Below are 18656 nucleotides of genomic sequence, written 5' to 3'. Positions count from 1 at the left end.
GTCCATATAGGTGGCTACATCGAACTCGTCGAGGTGACGTTGTGGCGACCGCCAATTCCTACAGGCTGCATATCGAGGGCATGGATTGCGCGGCTTGCGCGCTCAAGATCGAGAACGCGATGCGTCGGCTGCCTGGAGTCACCGACATAGAGATCAGCTTTACGACCGGAACGCTCGCCTTCCGGCTTGACCAGGACCGCACTGGGCCGCGCCTCATCGAGGAGAAGGTGAGGGCGTTGGGCTACAAGCCGGCCGGCATGCCGTCAGCGTTGGGAGGGAAGGCGCCGCGGAAGCAGGAACGGCACCCTCTGTGGCAGGGAGCCAAGGGCAGGCTTGTCCTCGGCACAGGCGTCCTGTTTGCAGTGGCGTTCGTGCTTGCCAGCCTGTTCCCGGGGCTGGAGCGTTGGCTCTATTCGGCGGCGGCGGTTGTCAGTGTCCTGCCTTTTGCGCGGCGCGCGCTTGCCGGCGCCTTGTCCGGCTCGCCCTTTACCATCGAGACCCTCATGACAACAGCGGCACTCGGCGCGGTTGCCATCGGCGAAGCCGAGGAGGCGGCTGTTGTCGTCTTCCTGTTCGCGGTGGGCGAACTGCTCGAGACGGTCGCCGCCCGTCGCGCACGGGCCGGGATCGAGGCATTGATCGACCTTGTGCCGCGCAATGCCAGACGTCAGCGCGGGGCATCTCTCGATATCGAGGAGGTTTCTGTCGATGATCTCGCGGTCGGCGATGTCGTGGTGGTTCGCCCCGGCGACCGCGTGCCCTCGGACGGCACCGTGATTGACGGCGCCTCGGAGGTCGACGAGTCACCGGTGACCGGCGAGTCCGTTCCCGTTCTCAAGGAAATCGGCGCGAAGGTGTATGCTGGCAGCATCAATGCCAACGGCGAGCTGCGTGTCGAGATCTCGCATGTCGCCGCCGACAACACCATCGCCCGCATCATCCACATGGTGGAAGAAGCGCAGGAGTCGAAGGCGCCGACGGCACGCATGATCGACCGTTTCAGCCGGTGGTACACGCCCGCCGCCATGCTCGTCGCGCTGCTTGTCGTCCTGATCCCGCCGCTCGTCTTCGGCGGTGACTGGATGACCTGGATCTATCGGGGCCTCGCCACGCTGCTGATCGCCTGTCCCTGCGCATTGGTGATCTCCACCCCGGCCGCGATCGCGTCCGGCCTCGCCTCCGGCGCCCGGCAGGGATTGTTGATCAAGGGCGGAGCGGCGCTCGAGACGCTGGGTAAGGTCAGGACGATCGCCTTCGACAAGACGGGCACGCTCACGCGCGGTCGTCCGCAGGTGACGGATGTCGTCTCGATCGGTGAGAACGAGGACACGGTCCTGGCCAAGGCGGCGGCGGTCGAACGCAGCACCAGCCATCCGCTCGGGCGCGCCATCATCGAGGAAGCCGAGAGGCGCGGGCTCGAGCTTCCCGCGACCTTCGGCGGCGGCGTCGCGACGCCTGGCAAAGCGGTGACGGCACGTCTGAGAAGCGGCTTCGCCTCGGTCGGTTCGCCCCGCTTCGCGAGCGAGCAGGCGAGCGTCGATCCCGGCGTCGTCGAAAAGATCGGCGCCCTCGAAGGCGAGGGCAAGACGGTGGTGGTCCTGCTGTCCGGCAAGGCGGTCGAGGGATTGATCGCATTGCGCGACGAGCCGCGGGAGGACGCGCTCGAAGGCGTCAAACGGCTGACGGACCGTGGTCTCCGCGCAATCATGCTGACCGGCGACAATGCCCGCACCGCCGACGCGATCGCCGGTTACCTCGGGCTTGAGGCGCGTGCCGGGCTTCTGCCCGACGCCAAGCTCGCGCAGATCGGGCGGCTCAAGCAAGCCGGTCCGGTTGCGATGGTCGGCGACGGCATCAACGATGCGCCGGCACTCGCTGCGGCGTCCATCGGCATCGCCATGGGCGGCGGAACGGACGTGGCGCTGGAGACCGCGGACGCGGCGTTGCTCAAGAACCGTGTTGTCGGCGTTGCCGAACTGATCGCGCTCTCGCAAGCGACGCTCGGCAACATCTGGCAGAACATCACGATCGCGCTCGGCCTCAAGGTGGTGTTCCTTGCCACCACGCTGTTCGGCGTGACCACCTTGTGGATGGCCATCCTCGCCGACACCGGCGCCACCGTGCTCGTCACCGCCAACGCGCTGCGCCTGCTCGCGCATCGCTTCGCAGACGACAGCCTGCGCCTCAGCTCAGCACGCCGTATTTCTTGAACCAGGCCTGCATCTGCGCCCACGCGTCTTCGGCGGCTTCCTTGCGATAGCTAGTACGATAATCGGCATGGAAGCCGTGTGGGGCGCCCGGGTAGATCTTGAACTCCGCGGTCTTCTTGTTTTCGGCGAGCGCCGCCTTGAAGGCTTCCACCTGCGAGACCGGGATGCCGGTGTCGGCTTCGCCATAGAAGCCGATCACCGGCGCGTTCATCTCGGGCGCAAGCTGCATCGGGCTCTTCGGCCAGGCCGGATTCTGCGGATCGACCGGCGGACCATAGAAGGAGGCGCCCGCCTTCAGCGCGGCGTTGTGGGCGGCATATTCCCAGACCGTGCGTCCGCCGCGGCAGAAGCCGACGATGCCGAGACGCGAGGTGTCGCCACCCTGTGACTTCGCCCACGCCACGGTGGCGTCGAGATCGGACAGGAGCTCGGCATCCGGCTTCGCGTTCACGATCGGCAGGATCTGCTGAATGTCGGTGATCTTGGTGAGATCGCCCTTGCGGAAATAGTAGTCAGGCGCCACTGCAAACGCGCCGAGCTTGGCGAGCCGGCGCGTCACGTCCTTGATGTATTCGTGCAGGCCGAAAATCTCCATCGCCACCAGGATGATCGGCGGATTGCTGACACCGGCCGGCCGCGCGAAATACGCAGGCATCTCGCCGCCGGCGACCCTGATCTTGGCCTCACCCGCAGTGAGGCCGGTAGTATCGGTCTTGATCACGTCGGCCCGGACCGGACCTGCGGCGAGCGTGTAGCCCGCCGCGACGGCGGCCGAAGCTGTCATGAAGCCGCGGCGCGAGAAGGGGGCGGTTTTTGTCAGTCCGATGACATCCGAGGTGGGCAGGGATTCAGCGCGCATGCGGGGCCTCATTCAAAATGGTTTGCAAACCATCGACCCGATCGAGGGGTGGGCGGGACCGGGTTCAAAAGCGCCGGCATTCAGCAAGCAAAGCCTGCCGATGGCAAGTCACCAGCGTGAGAGGCGGCCAAAGCAGTCGGCAAGAAAGGGCGCCCGCGGCGGAAGCAGGGCCCTTTAAAAGAACAAGGCCGTTGACGCAGTATACCGCCAACGACCTTGCCAGCCCCGGATATTGAAATCGGCTCACGCCATCCGGTGGCGTGTACCTTGCCCCGGAATTAGGTTCCCGAATGTGAACTAGTTCACAAAGTCGGCGAAAAAAACCGTATCGAGATTCGGCAGCGACGGTGGATATGCCCTGCCGGTGAGGGGTTTTGCGGTGATTTCGACCGACTCAGCCGCGGCGCTTGCGCCCGCTGCGAACCGCGTGCGACCGCGATCGTTTGCGGACGGGTTCGGCCGCCGGCTCATTGGCCTGGGCGCTGGCGAAGGATTGCCTTAAGCCCTCGACCGCCTCGGTCAGTGCCGTGACCTGCTCGGACAGCTTCTTGGTGTCGGCCTGCTGGGCGGCGAGCATGCGGCGCATGGTCTGCAAGTGGTCCTGCACCATCTGGAGCTGGTCGATGGATTCCTGCTGGGTCGCCTCCAACCCCTTGGTTTTCTCGACCAGCTGTTCGGACACCTGCGCGGTGCGGGCCTGCAATTGCCGGCTGGCGACGACCCGATCGGACTCCGGCGACGCGCCGGTATAGACCCGGTACAGCGCGATCGCGCCGATCCCGAACAGGACGAGAAACAGCCCGACGGCGGTGACCGCAATCGGCTGCACACCAATGCGCAGGGCGCTGGTGGAATTCCCGGGGGTGAGGTCCATCATTCGACACCAAACCGGACTAATTCTAAAGGTTCCGAATACCACAACCTCAGCGGGCCTAAAACCCCGTGATTTGTCCCGTGTTGGTACGCATTGGCTCTAAAAACCTGCGAAATCGAGGTTTTTTGCTCAAGCGGCTACCAGGCGCACTATGCCAAACGGGCACGGATGAATTGCCCCGCCTTCGAAAGTGCGTGGCGACCGGCACCAAGCTTCGCATTCCATAGCGGCCACGCGTGGATCATGTGGGGCCAGATCTCCAGCGTCACCTCGCCATCGGCAGCGCCGGCCGCCTCGGCGAGCCGCGTGGCATCCGCGAGCAACGTCTCCGCCGATCCGACCTGGATCAGCATCGGGGGATAGCCGGTGAAATCGCCAAACAAGGGCGAGATGAGCGGTGAACTGCGATCGATGGTGTCAGGCACATAGGCGTCCGCAAGCTCTTCCAGATAGGTCTTGTGGATGATCGGATCGACTGCGTCCTTGGTGCCAAGGGTTGTGCCAGACATCGTGAGATCGGTCCATGGCGAGAGCAGCCAGGCACAGCCGGGCAAGTCCTCGCCGTCTCTCAGCAACCGGCCGATTAGCTCGAGCGTAAGATTGCCGCCGGCACTGTCGCCGCCGACGGCGATGCAGTGCGCCGGAATGCCCTGCCTGTGCAGGAAGTGCCAAGCCTTCATCGCATCCTCTTGCGCGGCGGGATAAGGGTGCTCGGGCGCGCGGCGGTAACCGATTGCGAGCGTTCGAACGCGCGCGGCGCGCCCGGCTTCGCTGACCAATCTGCGGTGGCTCAGAATCGATCCGGAGCAGTAGCCGCCGCCATGGAAATAGAGCAGCACGCGTGATGGCTCGCTGCCCGGCGCCAGCGACCATTCGCCTGCCACGCCGTCGCAATCGACTGTTTCGAGCTTCACGTCATCGGCCACCGGCCAGACCGAACCCACTTCATCGAGGCGTTCGCGCCGCTCGGTCCATCCGATCGGCCGCGGTTTTGACGAAAGCAGCGCGCGAATGGCGTCGATTTCATTGGTTGCCACAGCTTGTTTCCTGATGATTGCGCCGACCACGTCTATGGTTGGTCACGCCAGCGCCGGAAAGGTTGCTCACCGGAGCGGCATCGCGCAATCGCTGGCGGGATTGCTCACGTGATCGAAGCCGTTGGCACGCTGTCGCTGAACTGCGCGATCACATGGATCGTCACGCTGTATGACAGAGCTGTGATGCTGGCCGGCATTAGCAATCCATGACGGATGTGCGAGAGTCAGTTGTGCACGACAACATTCATTGCACTGGACGGAGCAGCGACTTTCGATAATAGTAGTAACGTTATTACCTGACGTTGTACTATCCTCCAAGGTATTATTATACAGGTGGGCCGAGCGTGCGTGTCTCGCCGAGTTCACCATGATTCATGGCGAGACGTTGCATGGCCGATCGCGCACGTAATCAGTATGGATTAGGCAAAGCCGTTACTTTCAACGTGATAACGCCGATGACGCGCTTCGGCACCCTTGTCGTCGGAGTGCTGCTGTCTATCTTCGATCGCTTCAAATCGACCCAAGTCACGGCGAAGGAGCTGGCGTTTCTGCCCTTTGTTCACTGGGTTGTCGTCAAGCGCGACAGCTTCCCGCGGGTGAGCGACAGCCAGCCCGCGGAAAATTTGCACTACGATTATTTGTTCTTTCTGAGCACGTTCAACGGTCCCTGGGGACCTTACATCGAAGCCTTTGCCGACGTGCTCTACAAACCGCTCGACCTTGTCTGGTTCTGGAGCGTTGGATATCCGTTCGCCCGTCCGGTCGGGCCGCTCAAGGCCTATATCCAGCGCAACCAGATCGAGTCGGACCATTCCTATAGCGCGTATCCGGGTGCGTCCGTGCGCGATGTGCGCTCGGCACTCGAATTGCGCAACGAAGTCGAGAAGCTTTTTCAAAATTCGAGCGGACTGTCTCCCGAACGGTTTGCGGTCGAGTTCGATCGCTTGCTGATCAGCGTGCAGAACAAGCTCGGTACATTTGGACCAGTGTAGCAGGCCGGTCGAACGGAGTTCGCGACGTGGCTAATCAAAACGGTGAGAAGTACGGCTTCACAGGCCTGTTTCCAATTGCAACCAATCAATCCGACGATCTGCGTGGGTTTCTGCGCACGCTGGATGACCCGCGAACCTATCCGCGCGGCTCGCCTTTGAGCCATGTGCCGATCATCCACATGGCGCGAATGTTCATTGTCGACCGCCTCGCCTATCAAGGCACGCCGGCGAAGTTCGATGCGCTCAAGTCGGATTATCTGGTGTTCATGTGCGAATTCGATGGCGGGAGCGTCGATCCTTTGGTCCAGGCCCTGGCCAGCAATATCCCGAACGAAGTCGCGACCATTTGGGGACGCTGTCTTGGCTTCCCGGGTATCCATCGGCGCGATCTGCTCTCCGGATATTTCGAGCGGTGTCAACTCAAGACCACGCTGTTTCTGGCGGACCAGCCTGAGGCGAGCGTAGGCGAGATTCTCATGGCGCTGCTGTGCCGACGCCGCCTCGGCGAGTTCGTCAAGCTTGTTCAAACCAATCCACGGCCTCCCGAAGTGCTCCAACGAGAGTTCAGGCAAATGTGGGAGGGTCTCCAAAACGAGAGGCCGTCCCCGGGAGATTTGTGAGTACGCAACGATCAGAGCAGGGGTCTGGCGATGCTCAACCTTACCAATATTCAAGGCAATATTCTTCGCGGTTACGCCTCGTTTCCGCACGCGCAGTTCTTGTTCTTCGAGATACAAAACGCTGATGATGCCAGGGCGTTCATCCAGCGGCTGCTCGAGACCAACGCCGTCACGCCGGCACTGTGGCGCGCAAAGCCGGACGCCACTCTCAACATCGCCTTCACCTTTGAAGGCCTCCGCGCCCTTGGCCTGCCTACGGAAAGTCTTGCCACGTTTCCTTGCGAGTTTCAGGAGGGCATGAAACCTCGTGCGAACGAACTCGGTGACGTCGATGAAAGTTCGCCGGAGCACTGGGACGATCCCTGGAAGACGCATCGCGTTCATATGCTGATCTCGATCTACGGCCGGACAGAGCCGGCGCTCGCGGCGCACTGTCAACAGCTCAGGGATCTGCTGCCGAATGGCGTGCAGGAATTGAAGGACAGTCAGCCGGCGGGGCTGCTGCACATCAACGGCGAACAGACTCGCAAGGAGCACTTCGGTTTCCTCGACGGCTTGAGCAATCCCGCGATCGAGGGAGTGCCTGACGACGGTGGCAGGGATCGTCAGGACGTTGGCAATCCGGATGACAAAGGGCGATTTCGCAAGATTCCGCTTGGCGAGTTTCTTCTCGGCCACCCGGGTGAGGGCGGCGAGATGGCTCCCATGCCGCTGCCGCATCTTCTCGCGCACGACGGCACCTATCTCGTGTACCGCAAGCTGGAGCAGGACGTCGTTCGTTTCCGTCGCTACCTTGATGATCAGGCGGACGCATTTGCCCGAACCATTCCCGGTCCTCTGCCGGATGGCGTCAGCCCGCAAAAGTTTCTTGCCGCCAAGATGATGGGGCGATGGCAGGATGGATCCTCGCTGATCGAACACCCCGACGCCCCGCGTAAGGACACTCGCAATACATTCGGCTACGCCGGCGATCCCGCAGGCGCACGCTGTCCGCTTGGTGCACATGTACGGCGCGCCAACCCGCGCGATGCGTTCGGCTTCGACGGCAAGACGATGAGCCGACACCGCTTGATCCGGCGCGGAATCGCCTATGGCAAATACCTGCCAAAGGGCGCGGAGCACAATCCGGAGAGCCAGGAAAAGCGCGGCATCATTTTCATTGCGCTCAATTCCGGCTTCGACCAGTTCGAGTTCGTGCAGCAGAAATGGATGAATTTCGGCGACGATTTCGAGCAGGGCAACGACACCGACCCGATCGCCGGCAATCGCCCAACCATCGGCGGTCGTCAAAGCGCGCAAATGATGATCCCGGGTGACGAAGCCACGGGACGACGACCGTTCATCTGCTTCGACATCCCGCGTTTCGTCACGACCAGGGGCGGCGACTATTTCTTCGTTCCGAGTCTGGCCGCGCTCGGCCTATTGGCGTCCGGCGGAGTTGACGTCGCATGAATCGGGACACGATCCAACAATGGCTGCGCGGCCGTCGAAGCGGCGCGGTTTCTTTCGCGCAGGCGCAGCGGGAAGATCTGATCGTTCTGTCGTTCCGCGTGTTCCGGGACTTCCAGCGATTCTGGCAAATGGCCCGCGGCTCCGCGCAATCCGCTTCCGCGCCGGCGCGGAGTTCAGAGGCGATGCCGGCAAGATATGAGGAGCTCGCGAACGCGCTGGAGCTGCAGGACCGGCCGATGCCGCTCACGAAATTCGAGCGCGCCGTGCCAGGCGAGGCGACACTGATCGCCAACATGGCGCGTATTGCCGCAAACCTGGTCGTCAAGAACTACTGTGAGATGAAGGCCTCGGACCGTTCTGCCTGTGCGATGCGCGACCAGCACGCCAAGGCCCATGGATGCGTCGATGCGGAGTTCATCGTCCGCGACGATCTTCCGGCAGAGTTCTCGACACCGCTGTTTCGGCCGGGGGCCCGCTATCGGACCATCGTCCGGCTCTCCAACGGACAGGGCCAGCCACAGAGCGACCGCAAGCCTGACGGTCGCGGCATGTCGATCAAGCTTTACGACGTCGCAGGCGAGACCATTCTGCGTGGCCTCGAGCCCGGCAGAACGCCGGCCGGCGAGCACGATTTCTTGCTGAGCAGCTTCCCGGTGTTCTTCTGCAAGGATGTGGTCGATTATTCCGAGTTGATGGAAGCCGTTGCAGCGCCGAGCGGGACCTGGCGCGAGAAGGGCAGGCGGGCTCTGAAATGGATCGTGTTTGCCGTTCGTAACCCCCGCCAGTTCGCCACGTTTCTTCGCACCGCCATCGTCAGGATCAACAATCCGCTGACTGCAAGCTATCACAGCATGTCACCCTATCTGTTGGGTGAGCAGCATGTCGTGCGCTACCTCGTCAGTCCCGTGCCGGCTCGGAATGATGTCCCATCGTGGTGGAGTTTCTTTTTCCGATCGCGACCCGACAACTTCCTCCAGGAGGCGATGCTTCGCGATCTCAGCCCGACTCCACCTGGAGATGATATCGTGTTCGATTTCGCGGTGCGGGTGCGCCATTCGGCCAAACCGGAAGAGGTCGAGAACGCTCTCCTGCAGTGGACCCGTCCCCAGGATCGGACCGTGTCGATCGGAGAGATCAGGATTCCAAGGCAGAATTTCCTAACGCCGGATCGGGTTTTCGATGGCGAACGCATGATGTTCAGCCCGTGGAACTGCTTGCAGCAGCACCGACCTCTCGGTAGCATCAACCGGATGCGGCTTGCCGTGTACCTTGCGTCCCTGCAGGTACGGCGGAAGCTCAACATGGTTGGACCTTGAGCGGGCAGGCGAAACCGGACCAATTTGATGGACCTCGGCTGGTTGCGGCGCTGCCAAACGCAGAGATGGCAGGGCTGCAGGCTGAGCGCCGACAGCTTACCGTCGTGTTCGTCGATCTCATCGGCTCGACGCCGCTGAGCGAGCGGATCGATCCCGAGGAGTTCTTCGCGGTCATCCGGACCTATCGCGATATCTGCAACGAGCAGATTTGCCGCTATGGCGGTCACATCGCCAGAATGATCGGCGACGGACTGCTCGCCTATTTCGGCGTCCCGCAGGCGCACGAAAACGATCCCGAGCGCGCGGTGCGCGCTTCGCTCGCCATCACCGCTGCCATCAAGGAGCGGGAATTCCAGATGTCGGACGGCAGCTTCCTCCGGCTGCGGGTGAGGATCGGGGTCAACACCGGTCCGGTGGTCGTCGGCAGCGTGCCGGGCGAGCCCTCCGAGCGGCGGGAAGTGTTCGGCAGCTCGGTGCATGTCGCGGCTCGCCTTCAGGGTCTCGCCGGCGAGAACGCGGTGGTCATCGGCTCGGGGACCTATGAGTTGATCCGCGGCATGTTCGATTGCGAGCCGCTGGGCAAGCGCCGGCTGAAGGGCGTCGAGGAGCCGGCCGAGGCCTGGCGCGTGAACGGCGTTTCGCCGGGCGAGAGCAGGTTCGACCGCGCGCGAACCTTGCCGCTGCCGCCGATGATCAACCGATACGATGAACGCGCGCTGCTGGCCGAGCTGTGGGAGCAGAGCCTTGGCGGAGCAGGGCGCGTCGGCGTCATCTCCGGCGAGCCCGGCATCGGCAAGTCGCGCCTGATCCGCGAGTTCAGAAGCTCGCTCGACCGGTCCGCGGTTGATGTTCTCTCCGTTCAGTGCTCGCCGTTTCACGTCAATTCGCCACTTGCGCCGGAAATCGAGCGGCTGAAGCGCGCAACGGGCATCCACGAAACCGACGACCCGCGGCTATCGCTGGCGAAATTGCGTCATCTGCTGGGGAGAGCCGGTTTCGATGTCGGGCAGGCGCTTCCCTACTACGGGTCACTGCTGTCGATACCGGCGTGCGAAGGATACGAGCCTGCCGATCTCCGTTCTCCTTCCGAGCGTGCGCGTGCCTTCCAGGTGATAATCGAGGTTCTCGTTGCGGCGTCACGAAGGAAGCCCGTCCTGTTCATCGTCGAGGATGTCCAGTGGATCGATCCGACGAGCGTCGACCTTCTCTCGCGGGTGATCGCCCGCTGCGCGCGCGAGCGCGTCCTGTATCTGGTCACGCATCGCGACGACTACGAGGCTGGCTGGCTATCGGGTCCGACCATCAAGCGCATCACTCTGCAAAAGCTTGCAGCGGACGAGTGCGAGCGGATGGTTGCCGCCGTTGCCGGCATCGAGTTTCTTCCGCGGATCACCAGCCAGATTGTCGAGAGGACCGACGGCGTGCCGCTCTTCATCGAGGAGTTCACGCGAGCGGTGGTGGATTCCGGGGCGATCGAGAGCGCCACCGACCATGGCAAATTGCCGGGGCCGCTGGTGCCGGCAAGCGTCCACGATTCCCTGATGGAGCGTCTTGACCGGCTGGGGACCGCCAAGCGCGTGGCCCAGATCGCCTCCGTATTCGGGCGGCAGTTCGATTGTCGCGGCATTTTCAGCCTGCTCCCGGACCAGGACGAGTCGCTGATATCAGCGCTTGAAGCCCTGGAGCGGGCCGGGATCGTGTACCGCGTCAACGAACTGGAAGGCACGCTGTACGCTTTCAAGCACGCGATGATTCAGGAGGCGGCCTATTCCTCGCTACTGAAGGAGGATCGGCGCAAGCTGCATGCGCGCGCAGCGTCCTGGCTGCGTCAGCAGGCCGACATCGGGGAGAGCAGCGATCCCGCCGTCCTCGGCTATCACTACGCGCAGGCAGAAAACATTCCGGAAGCCATCGATGCCTGGCTGCAGGCGGGCAAGTCCGCGCTCAGCCGATCGGCCACCAAGGAGGCGGTGGCGCATCTGCGCGAGGGCCTCTCTTTGCTGTCGAAGCTATCAGCTTCGTCGCGCCGCTACGAGGCCGAGATCGCGCTGCAATCCAACCTTGCGATGGCCTACACCGCGATTGCGGGCTGGTCCGATCCGAACGTCTACGAGCCCTATCATCGGGCGCTGAAGCTCTCCGGCAGCCATGGCACGATCCGCGAGAAGACCGCCGTGCTTTGGGGTGTTGCGGTGGCCGAGCTGGTCAATTGCGAACTCACCAAAGTGCTCGAGCATTCGCAGGATTTCCTCCGGCGAGCCGAGGAGTGGCGCGACGATGAGGCCATCCTGATGGCGTCCACCGCGGCGCTGATCGTCAATTTCTTCACCGGCCGTCTGAATGAAGCGCGCGAATTGGCGGTCGCGATTGAAGCGCGCTACAATCCGCGTGAGCACGGCAAGCTGGTTCAAACCTATCAGCACGATCCTCTGGTCGTTGCGCTCGTCTATTCCGGACACATCGAATGGCTGCTCGGCCGTCCCAACCGGGCCAGGGAGTGCTGTGAATCTGCAAGGCGGCTGGCGAACGAGATCGGCCATCCCTTCATGATCGCGCTCGCCCACATCCTTGGCGTCGGCGATCACTGGTATGACGGAGACCTTGCAGCCAATCTGGCCTGCGTCGAGCACGGGATGAAGGTCGCCGCCGACTACGGCTATCCGATGTATCAGGTCATCGGTCCACTATGGGCGACCTCGGCGCTGGCGGCGCGCGGCCCCGCGCCGGTCGTGCTCGATAAGCTCTCCGGCCTGATCGGCAGACTGCCGGCGGAGAATCGATGTATTCAGATGCCGCTCTACAAGGCTCTGCTCGCCACCGAGTTCGGACGGATCGGGCAGAAGGACAGGGCGCTTGCATTGGTGACTTCGGCCGAGTCCCTGATCAAGCAGACCGGCGAACGCTGGCTGGCCCCGGAGATCTACCGGATCCACGGTTCGCTGCTGCACGCCGAACCGCATCGCGACGACGCTGCCGCCATCCGCCTGTTCAGGCGCTCGCTTGCCTATGCGAAGAAGCTTGAAGCCGTCGGCTGGGAATTGCGCACCGCAATCGACCTCGCGCGCCTCCTCATGAACAGGAACAAGAGCCGGCGTAGCCTGACCGAGGCACGAGACGTGCTCGCATCAGCGCGAGCGAAATTCTCCTCCGCCGAGACGTCGGCCGATCTGCGGCAGGCGGATGATCTGCTGCAGCAACTGAGTTCGGGCGTGAACTCGTAAATTCAGAGTGCCGGCGGATGTCCGCTGTGGTGCGCGTTTCGGACCCTGGCCACGCATCGCCTGGAGCCCGAAAGGGCCAGGCGCTGCCGTGACCAATCGCGGCAAAATTGTTCGTTGTTCGATCACCTCGTTGGCGCCGGCAAATAGCGGGGCCCGACAGTCAAGCCGAGCGCCTTGGCTGCTTTGAGATTGATTGATGAACTCAAGCTGTGGAGTCCAGGATCGGCAGATCAGCAGGCTTCTCGCCCTTGAGCATGCAGCCTGTGTTCCTTTCCCACGCCGGGCACAGTGAACTGAAATACGGCGCCACGAGGTTCATTCGCTTCTGCCCATAGCCGGCCGCCATGAGCCTCAATGATGGACCGGCAGATTGACAGTCCCATCCCCGTTCCATTGGACTTCGTGGTGTAGAAGGCCTCGAAAACGCGCTCGAGATGGTGAGGATCGATGCCCAGTCCGGAATCGCGCACGGCCACGACGACCCCGGTGTGGTCTTGCTCGGTGCTGATCGACAGCTCTCGCGCGCCCGCCTCAACCGAGCCCATTGCTTCAACCGCGTTCAGGATCAGGTTCAGGAAGACTTGTTGCAATTGAACACGATCCCCATGAACAGGAAGCAAGCCTTCCGCAAGGCGAGTCTGAACCGAGACACCATTCCTGATGGTTGCGCTTCGCGCCAACACGATCACCTCATTGATTGCCGCATTGAGATCGAATCGCTCTTTTCGCGGAGGCGTTTTCTTGATCTGCTCACGGATGCGGCCGACGATGTCTCTAGCGCGATCGGAATCGCGCACGATACAGCCCAACGCCTGCCTGGCTTCACTCAGATCTGGCGGCTGTTTGCCCAAAAAATTCAGGGCGGCACAGGCGTTGATGTGTGCCGCGGCGATCGGTTGCGTGATCTCGTGAGACAGTGAGGCAGCCAATTCTCCCATCATGCTCACGCGGTTCATGTGGGCGAAATCCGATTGCATCTGCTGCATTTGTTCCAGCGCTCGTGTGCGATCCTCGATGTCCACCAGCAGGATGAACCAGCGCACGATGAGTCCGGACTCATCGCGAATTGGGACACCGCGGTTTTCAAACCACCGATATTCGCCGTCGAACCGCCGCAGGCGTAGTTCGTAATGGAAGGGAGCACCGGCGGCGATTGATCTCTTGAAAAGCTCAAGGATGCGGGGAAGGTCTTTAGGATGTACGGCATCGCTTGTTTCCCAGGTCGTCAGCTCCTCCTGCGAGCGGCCGAAATACTCGATGATTTGGCGATTGACCGTTTCGAGTTCACCGTTGGGGGCCATGATCGCAACGAGACCGGCTATTCCGTCAATGGCTGACCGATACTTCGCCTCGCTCTCCCGCAAATTGCGGTTCGCGTGGCCAAGCGCCAGCGTGCGTTGCTTCTCGGCTTCGAACAGGCGCACGTTTTCGATCGCGATCACCGCTTGTTCGGCGAAGGTCTCCAGAAGCGCGATCTGGTTGTCGGAGAACGGTCGGACCTCCCATCGCCGGAACAGAATGACTCCAATGGGGGTCCGCTCGCGCAGCAACGGTGTTCCGAGCGTGGTGCGATGGCCCTGGCGTTTTGCGTCACTGCTGCCCGACGGGTACTCGCTATCCTCGGCGGCGAGATCGTGGACATGAACCGACCGCCGATCACATACGGCTCGTCCTATCACCCTGTCGCGATTTGCGGGAAATCCCTCACGGGCTTGAATATGCACCGGAAGTTCCCCGTATGAAGCCACCAAGCGAAGAAGGTTGTTCTCCAGGCGGTAGATCTCCGCATTGTTCGAGTCGCACAGGCGTGCGGCATGTTCGGCCACCGCGTCCAGCACCGACTGAAGCGGCGAATCCGAGATGATGCGCAGCATCTCGGAGGTGGCAGTTTGCTGCTTCGTAGCCTCGATCAGGCGCTCCCGCACGTTGGCGGTCTCCCGTTTGCATGCTTCAAGCTGTCGTTCGAGATCGGCGCGGATCTGGCGAACTCGACCAAACCGCGCCTTCGTTTTGGTCAGGTGAAGCTTGCAACCTCGCGTTCGACTCTTCGTCCATTTGCGAGACAAGGTCATCTCCATCGCCCGAGAAGCCCCAATACTGATCGTCACAACCGGTGACGGGGCCTGGGGAGAATAGCACGCAGCCCAGAGCGCGCGTCAGCACATGCGCCAGGGCCATCGCCGCCAAAGGCGCGCTCGCCGTCATCCCCAACAACCCATCACGCGCGCTCAAATATCCGCTCGACAAGCATCTCTATGCCGAGCGGCATCTCGTGGAGTGCTGTTTCTCAAAGCTCAAGCAATTCCGTCGCGTCGCAATCCGTTTCGAAAGGACTGCCCGAAACTACCGCGCCGTCGTCACCATCGCAGCCATCGTCTTATTGATGCGATAAGTGTCCACAGGACCCAGGGCGTGAATCCATAAATTCAGAGTGTGCGGGCGGGCGCCTGCTTTGGTGTGCATTTCGGACGCTGGTCGGACAATGGCTCGCAGTCCGAAAGGTGCCATTTGCTGACGTATGCGCCGCAACAAAGTGCGGCGCACTGCAGCACATCCGGGGCCTTCGAAGGCGGCTACCGGTTCGCGACACCTCTGATCGGCATCACGCCCTACGCCGCGGTCCAGGTGATCAGCCTTGATCTGCCGGCCTATGCCGAGCGGAGCCTCGTCGGCGGCGGGCTGTTCGCACTGAACTATGCCGGCGAGACCACGACCGACACCCGCACCGAGCTCGGCCTGCGCACCGACAAGTCGTTCGCCATGGCGGATGGCGTGCTGACGCTGCGCGGCCGGCTGGCGTGGCCGCATGACTACAATCCCGACCGCGCGGTGAGTGCGATCTTCCAGTCGCTGCCGGGCACAAGCTTTGTCGTGAACGGCGCGCGGCCGGATCCCGATTCCGCGCTCGTCAGCGCCAGCGCCGAGCAGAAGTGGCTGAACGGCTTCTCGCTCGCCGCAACATTCGAAGGCGAGTTTTCCGCCAACGTCACCAGCTACGCCGGCAAGGGCGTCGTCAAATATAGCTGGTGAGGTAGGCGCCGGGCAGCGATCACGTCAACGCAAGCGCGACCTCGCGCGGCCGAAAAAAGAACCCTTGAAGGAACCCTTGTGTTCTCGAAGAAAGTGTATACGTTGCTGTTATTCGATTAGCCGTTGTGCCTTGTTGAATGGTCCAGGCGGCCCTTTTCCAGAGACATCGTCGGATTGAGTTTGGGGATCGTGCGAATCCACGCGAGGCGCGCGTTTGCGCTTTGGAGAAATGTTATGGCGACAGGTACGGTGAAGTGGTTCAACGGGCAAAAGGGTTTTGGATTTATTCAGCCGAATGATGGCGGAACCGATGTGTTCGTCCACATAAGCGCGGTCGAGCGGGCCGGGCTTCATGGACTCGCTGAGGGGCAGCGAGTGAACTTCGAAGTCAAGACCGACCCGAAGCGTGGCAAGGTCAGCGCCGAGAACCTCTCGCTGGCGTAAGCAGCTTTCGTCATTCCACGGATGTACTGGGATGACTGTGCGACCCGCTCGATCTCGGGATTGAGCGGGCTTTTGCGCGCGAAGGGCAATCTATCCCTTCAATTTAGATCGCTAGAGCATGATCCGGAAAAGTGTGAAGCGGTTTTCCGAAAAGATCATGTTCAAACAATAACCTAAAGCGCGATGATGATTCATCCTCATCTCATCGCGCTTTAGACGGGCGGGATTTACTTCGAAGGAGTCGTTGTAACGCTTCGGCTGCCGCGACTTCAGCCAACCTGGCGCTGCAACTCTGATGGAGCAACAACCGTGCAAGTAATCGTTCGCGACAACAACGTCGACCAAGCGCTTCGAGTTCTAAAGAAGAAGATGCAGCGCGAGGGCGTGTTCAGGGAAATGAAACGTCGTCGTTCTTACGAAAAGCCCTCGGAAAAAAAGACCAGGGAGAAATCTGACGCCGTGCGCCGTGCCCGCAAGCTTGCTCGGAAACAGGCCATCCGCGACGGGCTCATCGCCGCGCCACCCAAAAAGGAAAGAGTCTTGAGCAAGCGTCCGCAAGTGCTGCCCGCCGTTACTAGCGGCACACGAGGGACCTAACAAGCGTGCGAAGCGGATCGTCCGCTGGCGCCGTATTCGCCGCGGCTCCGTGTAACGCAGACGCCTGGTGAGGTCGTGAGCTATGGACGAGGAGGGGCAGACGACGCGCACTCAGGCGCTAAAGATCAGGGATAGGCCATGAAGTTAAACCAAGCCCAGATAACCAAAACGCTGTCTCAGTTTCGAGCGCAGGTGCTTGCTGAGGATCATCCAGCAGTGGCACAATTTTGCGAATTGTTCGGACAGCATACCTTCTTTCTCGACCCCAAGGGGCTGCATGTGCTCGAGTTGCTCGAAGTTCCTGGGATGGAAGCTGAGGAAGGAGAGGTAATAAGTCTTGCGGATTGGAGCGACGCGGACTTTACAAAGTTGACGACGCATCAGCCCGAACCGACGGGCGTCGTCGTTCGCTTGAAAGACGTTCGACACTGAGATCGCTTCTAGAGCATGATCCGGAAAAGTGGGCACCGGTTTTCCGAAAAGATCACGCTCAAACAAAGAGCTAAAGCGGGATGACGATTCGAAGAAAAGTCATCCCGCTTTAGGACCAGTTTCCAGCGCTGCGCGATCAGCTTACCCGATTGCCGAGTTGTGGCCGTTTCGGAAATCGATGCGGCGCAGAAAATGCAGGGCGGCCTGCCTTCGAATTCACTCGCCCGGTATTTGCGGGTGGGGCAATTGCAGACCAATCTTTTGGCCAAGGTTGAGCAATGTCGGCGTTTAGCAAGGGAGATTACGGACCCGCTAACCTCCAACCGGCTCCTGGAGCTTGCCGACGAGTACATTTGGCAGATCAAGAATGGCTCCGCGGGCCATCGCGATTGAGGGCGACTTCCAGTTCCGCCAGTGTTTCCTCGGCAGATGCCACGACGTCGGCGCACGCTCGGCCAAATTGGAACCGTCATGGCCGTCAGGAGTCGGATCTTTGTCCCCGGCAACTTGCCCCTCCGGTCGGGAGCCAGGGCCGAAGGAGGAGGAAATGACTTATACCCACGAATCGAAGAAGCCCACCGCAGCTCAGCAAGCGGCCCAAAAGGCCTTCAGGGAAGCGGATACCAAGGTTGCGATGTCCGAGTATGAACGTAATCAAGAAGCCTTTCATGCAAATCGAGAGCGATTGAAGGCGGAGCGATTGGCTCGGGAAGCGGCGGCGACTGGTAACGTCGCGGACAAGAAAAAGCGCTCAGCCGGCGAGGCCAACCGCGATTTTGCGAGCAGATCGAGGCGCAGCAAGTAAGCTGTGCCCGCTGAAGCATCGCTCATGCGCCGGCGAATAGCGCTTTCCGAGTGTCAGTTCTAAGAGCTGTTCCCGTTGGCTCTGTTCGAAGGAGCAACCAACCCTATGCCCGAGAGAAGAGAGCTGTACCGCAGTCCAAACGGCGATGCATGGTTCCTTGCGCGCGAACCGACGACCGGCAATGCTTTCATCCTCCATCAGCCGAATGCGCCTTCCGGTGGTCGGCTGTCGCCCATTGAGTTGGGCGAGTTCTTGCGGAGCAACGTGAATGGACCCGAGCACCAAGCCCTGTTGCGTTTGATTGGGACGCTGGTCGAGGTGCCGCCCTATGCCTGAAACGCCGCGACGCTCTTCGTAGCGCAAGCGGTGTCTCTTCCTTGTCGGCTCCGAGGGCAACGATCTTGAGCTGATCGTCTGCCGACCGCCATTTTCGGCGTTCGGCTCGGCCGAAGTACGAGACCTGCTCGCATCGCGAAAATGCGCGTCCGGCGAGACGTCGGCTTTGGTCGGCGTTGAGACGCCGCCGCCGATCACGTCAGCGCAAGCACGACGAGGCTTGAGCACAACAGGACGATCCCGGCAATGGTGACGGCGAGAAAGCTGTAAGAGGCAAATTCTTCACGCATGGCGCACCTCAAAAAAGCGTCCCCGCAATGCCTTTTGATAGTCGTTCTCCAGCACCCGACACGAAGATAGTGGGCGCCCATTTCCGCAGAATTTCGACAAGCCGGAAAACGGTTTCGTTTTCGGAAAACCGGTATCCACTT

General features: G+C 61.5%; 16 protein-coding genes and 2 pseudogenes. 14 read left to right on the top strand and 4 right to left on the bottom strand.

The window, feature by feature from the left end:
* Positions 1-41 precede the first annotated feature (41 nt).
* Entirely contained in the window at positions 42-2210 is a 2169-nt protein-coding gene (locus tag OZ411_RS06125) for a heavy metal translocating P-type ATPase (RefSeq protein WP_282527201.1), read from the top strand.
* Here OZ411_RS06125 and OZ411_RS06120 read toward each other — a convergent pair.
* The 3 genes from OZ411_RS06120 to OZ411_RS06110 form a co-directional block, all read right to left on the bottom strand.
* Positions 2185-2994: a dienelactone hydrolase family protein gene (locus tag OZ411_RS06120; RefSeq protein ID WP_282527267.1), complete on the bottom strand. Its 810-nt coding sequence runs from the start codon at positions 2992-2994 to the stop codon at positions 2185-2187. The two genes, OZ411_RS06125 and OZ411_RS06120, sit on opposite strands and share 26 nt — an antisense overlap.
* Positions 2995-3463: 469 nt before the next feature.
* On the bottom strand, positions 3464-3946 hold the full coding sequence (locus OZ411_RS06115; RefSeq protein WP_282527200.1) for a hypothetical protein: 483 nt from the start codon (positions 3944-3946) through the stop codon (positions 3464-3466).
* 146 nt (positions 3947-4092) lie between these two features.
* Complete coding sequence (locus OZ411_RS06110; protein WP_282527199.1) at positions 4093-4980, bottom strand: alpha/beta hydrolase; 888 nt, start codon at positions 4978-4980, stop codon at positions 4093-4095.
* 389 nt (positions 4981-5369) lie between these two features.
* Here OZ411_RS06110 and OZ411_RS06105 point away from each other — a divergent pair, with 389 nt between their 5' ends.
* The 5 genes from OZ411_RS06105 to OZ411_RS06085 all read left to right on the top strand — a co-directional run bounded on the left by OZ411_RS06105 (position 5370) and on the right by OZ411_RS06085 (position 12581).
* Positions 5370-5972 (top strand): hypothetical protein, encoded by a 603-nt coding sequence (locus OZ411_RS06105; protein ID WP_130580049.1) that lies wholly within the window; start codon positions 5370-5372, stop codon positions 5970-5972.
* Between the two features lie 26 nt (positions 5973-5998).
* Positions 5999-6592 carry a hypothetical protein gene (locus OZ411_RS06100; RefSeq protein WP_130580048.1) on the top strand — a complete coding sequence of 198 codons (594 nt, stop codon included), beginning with the start codon at positions 5999-6001 and terminating at the stop codon, positions 6590-6592.
* 30 nt (positions 6593-6622) lie between these two features.
* Complete coding sequence (locus OZ411_RS06095; protein ID WP_282527198.1) at positions 6623-8044, top strand: hypothetical protein; 1422 nt, start codon at positions 6623-6625, stop codon at positions 8042-8044.
* Positions 8041-9360 carry a catalase gene (locus tag OZ411_RS06090; protein ID WP_282527197.1) on the top strand — a complete coding sequence of 440 codons (1320 nt, stop codon included), beginning with the start codon at positions 8041-8043 and terminating at the stop codon, positions 9358-9360. The genes OZ411_RS06095 and OZ411_RS06090 overlap by 4 nt, the downstream gene beginning before the upstream one ends.
* Before the next feature lie 65 nt (positions 9361-9425).
* A complete protein-coding gene (locus tag OZ411_RS06085; RefSeq protein ID WP_282527196.1) occupies positions 9426-12581 on the top strand; it encodes an adenylate/guanylate cyclase domain-containing protein in 3156 nt (1051 codons plus the stop codon).
* 230 nt (positions 12582-12811) lie between these two features.
* On the opposite strand, the gene OZ411_RS06080 is transcribed toward OZ411_RS06085, so the two are convergent.
* Positions 12812-14647, bottom strand: a complete 1836-nt coding sequence (locus tag OZ411_RS06080; protein WP_282527195.1) for an ATP-binding protein — start codon at positions 14645-14647, stop codon at positions 12812-12814.
* Positions 14648-14754: 107 nt separating this feature from the next.
* Between OZ411_RS06080 and OZ411_RS06075 the strand changes: the two are divergent.
* From OZ411_RS06075 to OZ411_RS06040, 8 genes and pseudogenes are all read left to right on the top strand, one after another.
* Positions 14755-14973, top strand: a pseudogene (locus tag OZ411_RS06075) (IS5/IS1182 family transposase); the annotation flags it as partial.
* A gap of 170 nt (positions 14974-15143) precedes the next feature.
* Positions 15144-15611, top strand: a pseudogene (locus OZ411_RS06070) (autotransporter outer membrane beta-barrel domain-containing protein); the annotation flags it as partial.
* A 234-nt stretch (positions 15612-15845) separates the two neighbouring features.
* Positions 15846-16055, top strand: a complete 210-nt coding sequence (locus tag OZ411_RS06065; protein ID WP_130580042.1) for a cold-shock protein — start codon at positions 15846-15848, stop codon at positions 16053-16055.
* 309 nt (positions 16056-16364) lie between these two features.
* Complete coding sequence (gene rpsU / locus OZ411_RS06060; RefSeq protein WP_130580041.1) at positions 16365-16652, top strand: 30S ribosomal protein S21; 288 nt, start codon at positions 16365-16367, stop codon at positions 16650-16652.
* 138 nt (positions 16653-16790) lie between these two features.
* Positions 16791-17084 carry a hypothetical protein gene (locus OZ411_RS06055; RefSeq protein WP_130580040.1) on the top strand — a complete coding sequence of 98 codons (294 nt, stop codon included), beginning with the start codon at positions 16791-16793 and terminating at the stop codon, positions 17082-17084.
* Positions 17085-17243: 159 nt separating this feature from the next.
* Positions 17244-17477 (top strand): hypothetical protein, encoded by a 234-nt coding sequence (locus OZ411_RS06050; protein WP_282527194.1) that lies wholly within the window; start codon positions 17244-17246, stop codon positions 17475-17477.
* Between the two features lie 154 nt (positions 17478-17631).
* A complete protein-coding gene (locus OZ411_RS06045; RefSeq protein ID WP_130580038.1) occupies positions 17632-17889 on the top strand; it encodes a hypothetical protein in 258 nt (85 codons plus the stop codon).
* Between the two features lie 75 nt (positions 17890-17964).
* Positions 17965-18225, top strand: coding sequence for a hypothetical protein (locus OZ411_RS06040; RefSeq protein WP_245476353.1), 261 nt, complete (start codon positions 17965-17967; stop codon positions 18223-18225).
* The last annotated feature ends 431 nt before the right edge of the window (positions 18226-18656 follow it).

The organism is Bradyrhizobium sp. Arg237L (genome assembly GCF_029990105.1).
GTDB lineage: Bacteria > Pseudomonadota > Alphaproteobacteria > Rhizobiales > Xanthobacteraceae > Bradyrhizobium.
The sequence above is the reverse complement of the archived record's forward strand: the minus strand, read 5'-3'. Positions and strand labels throughout refer to the sequence as shown.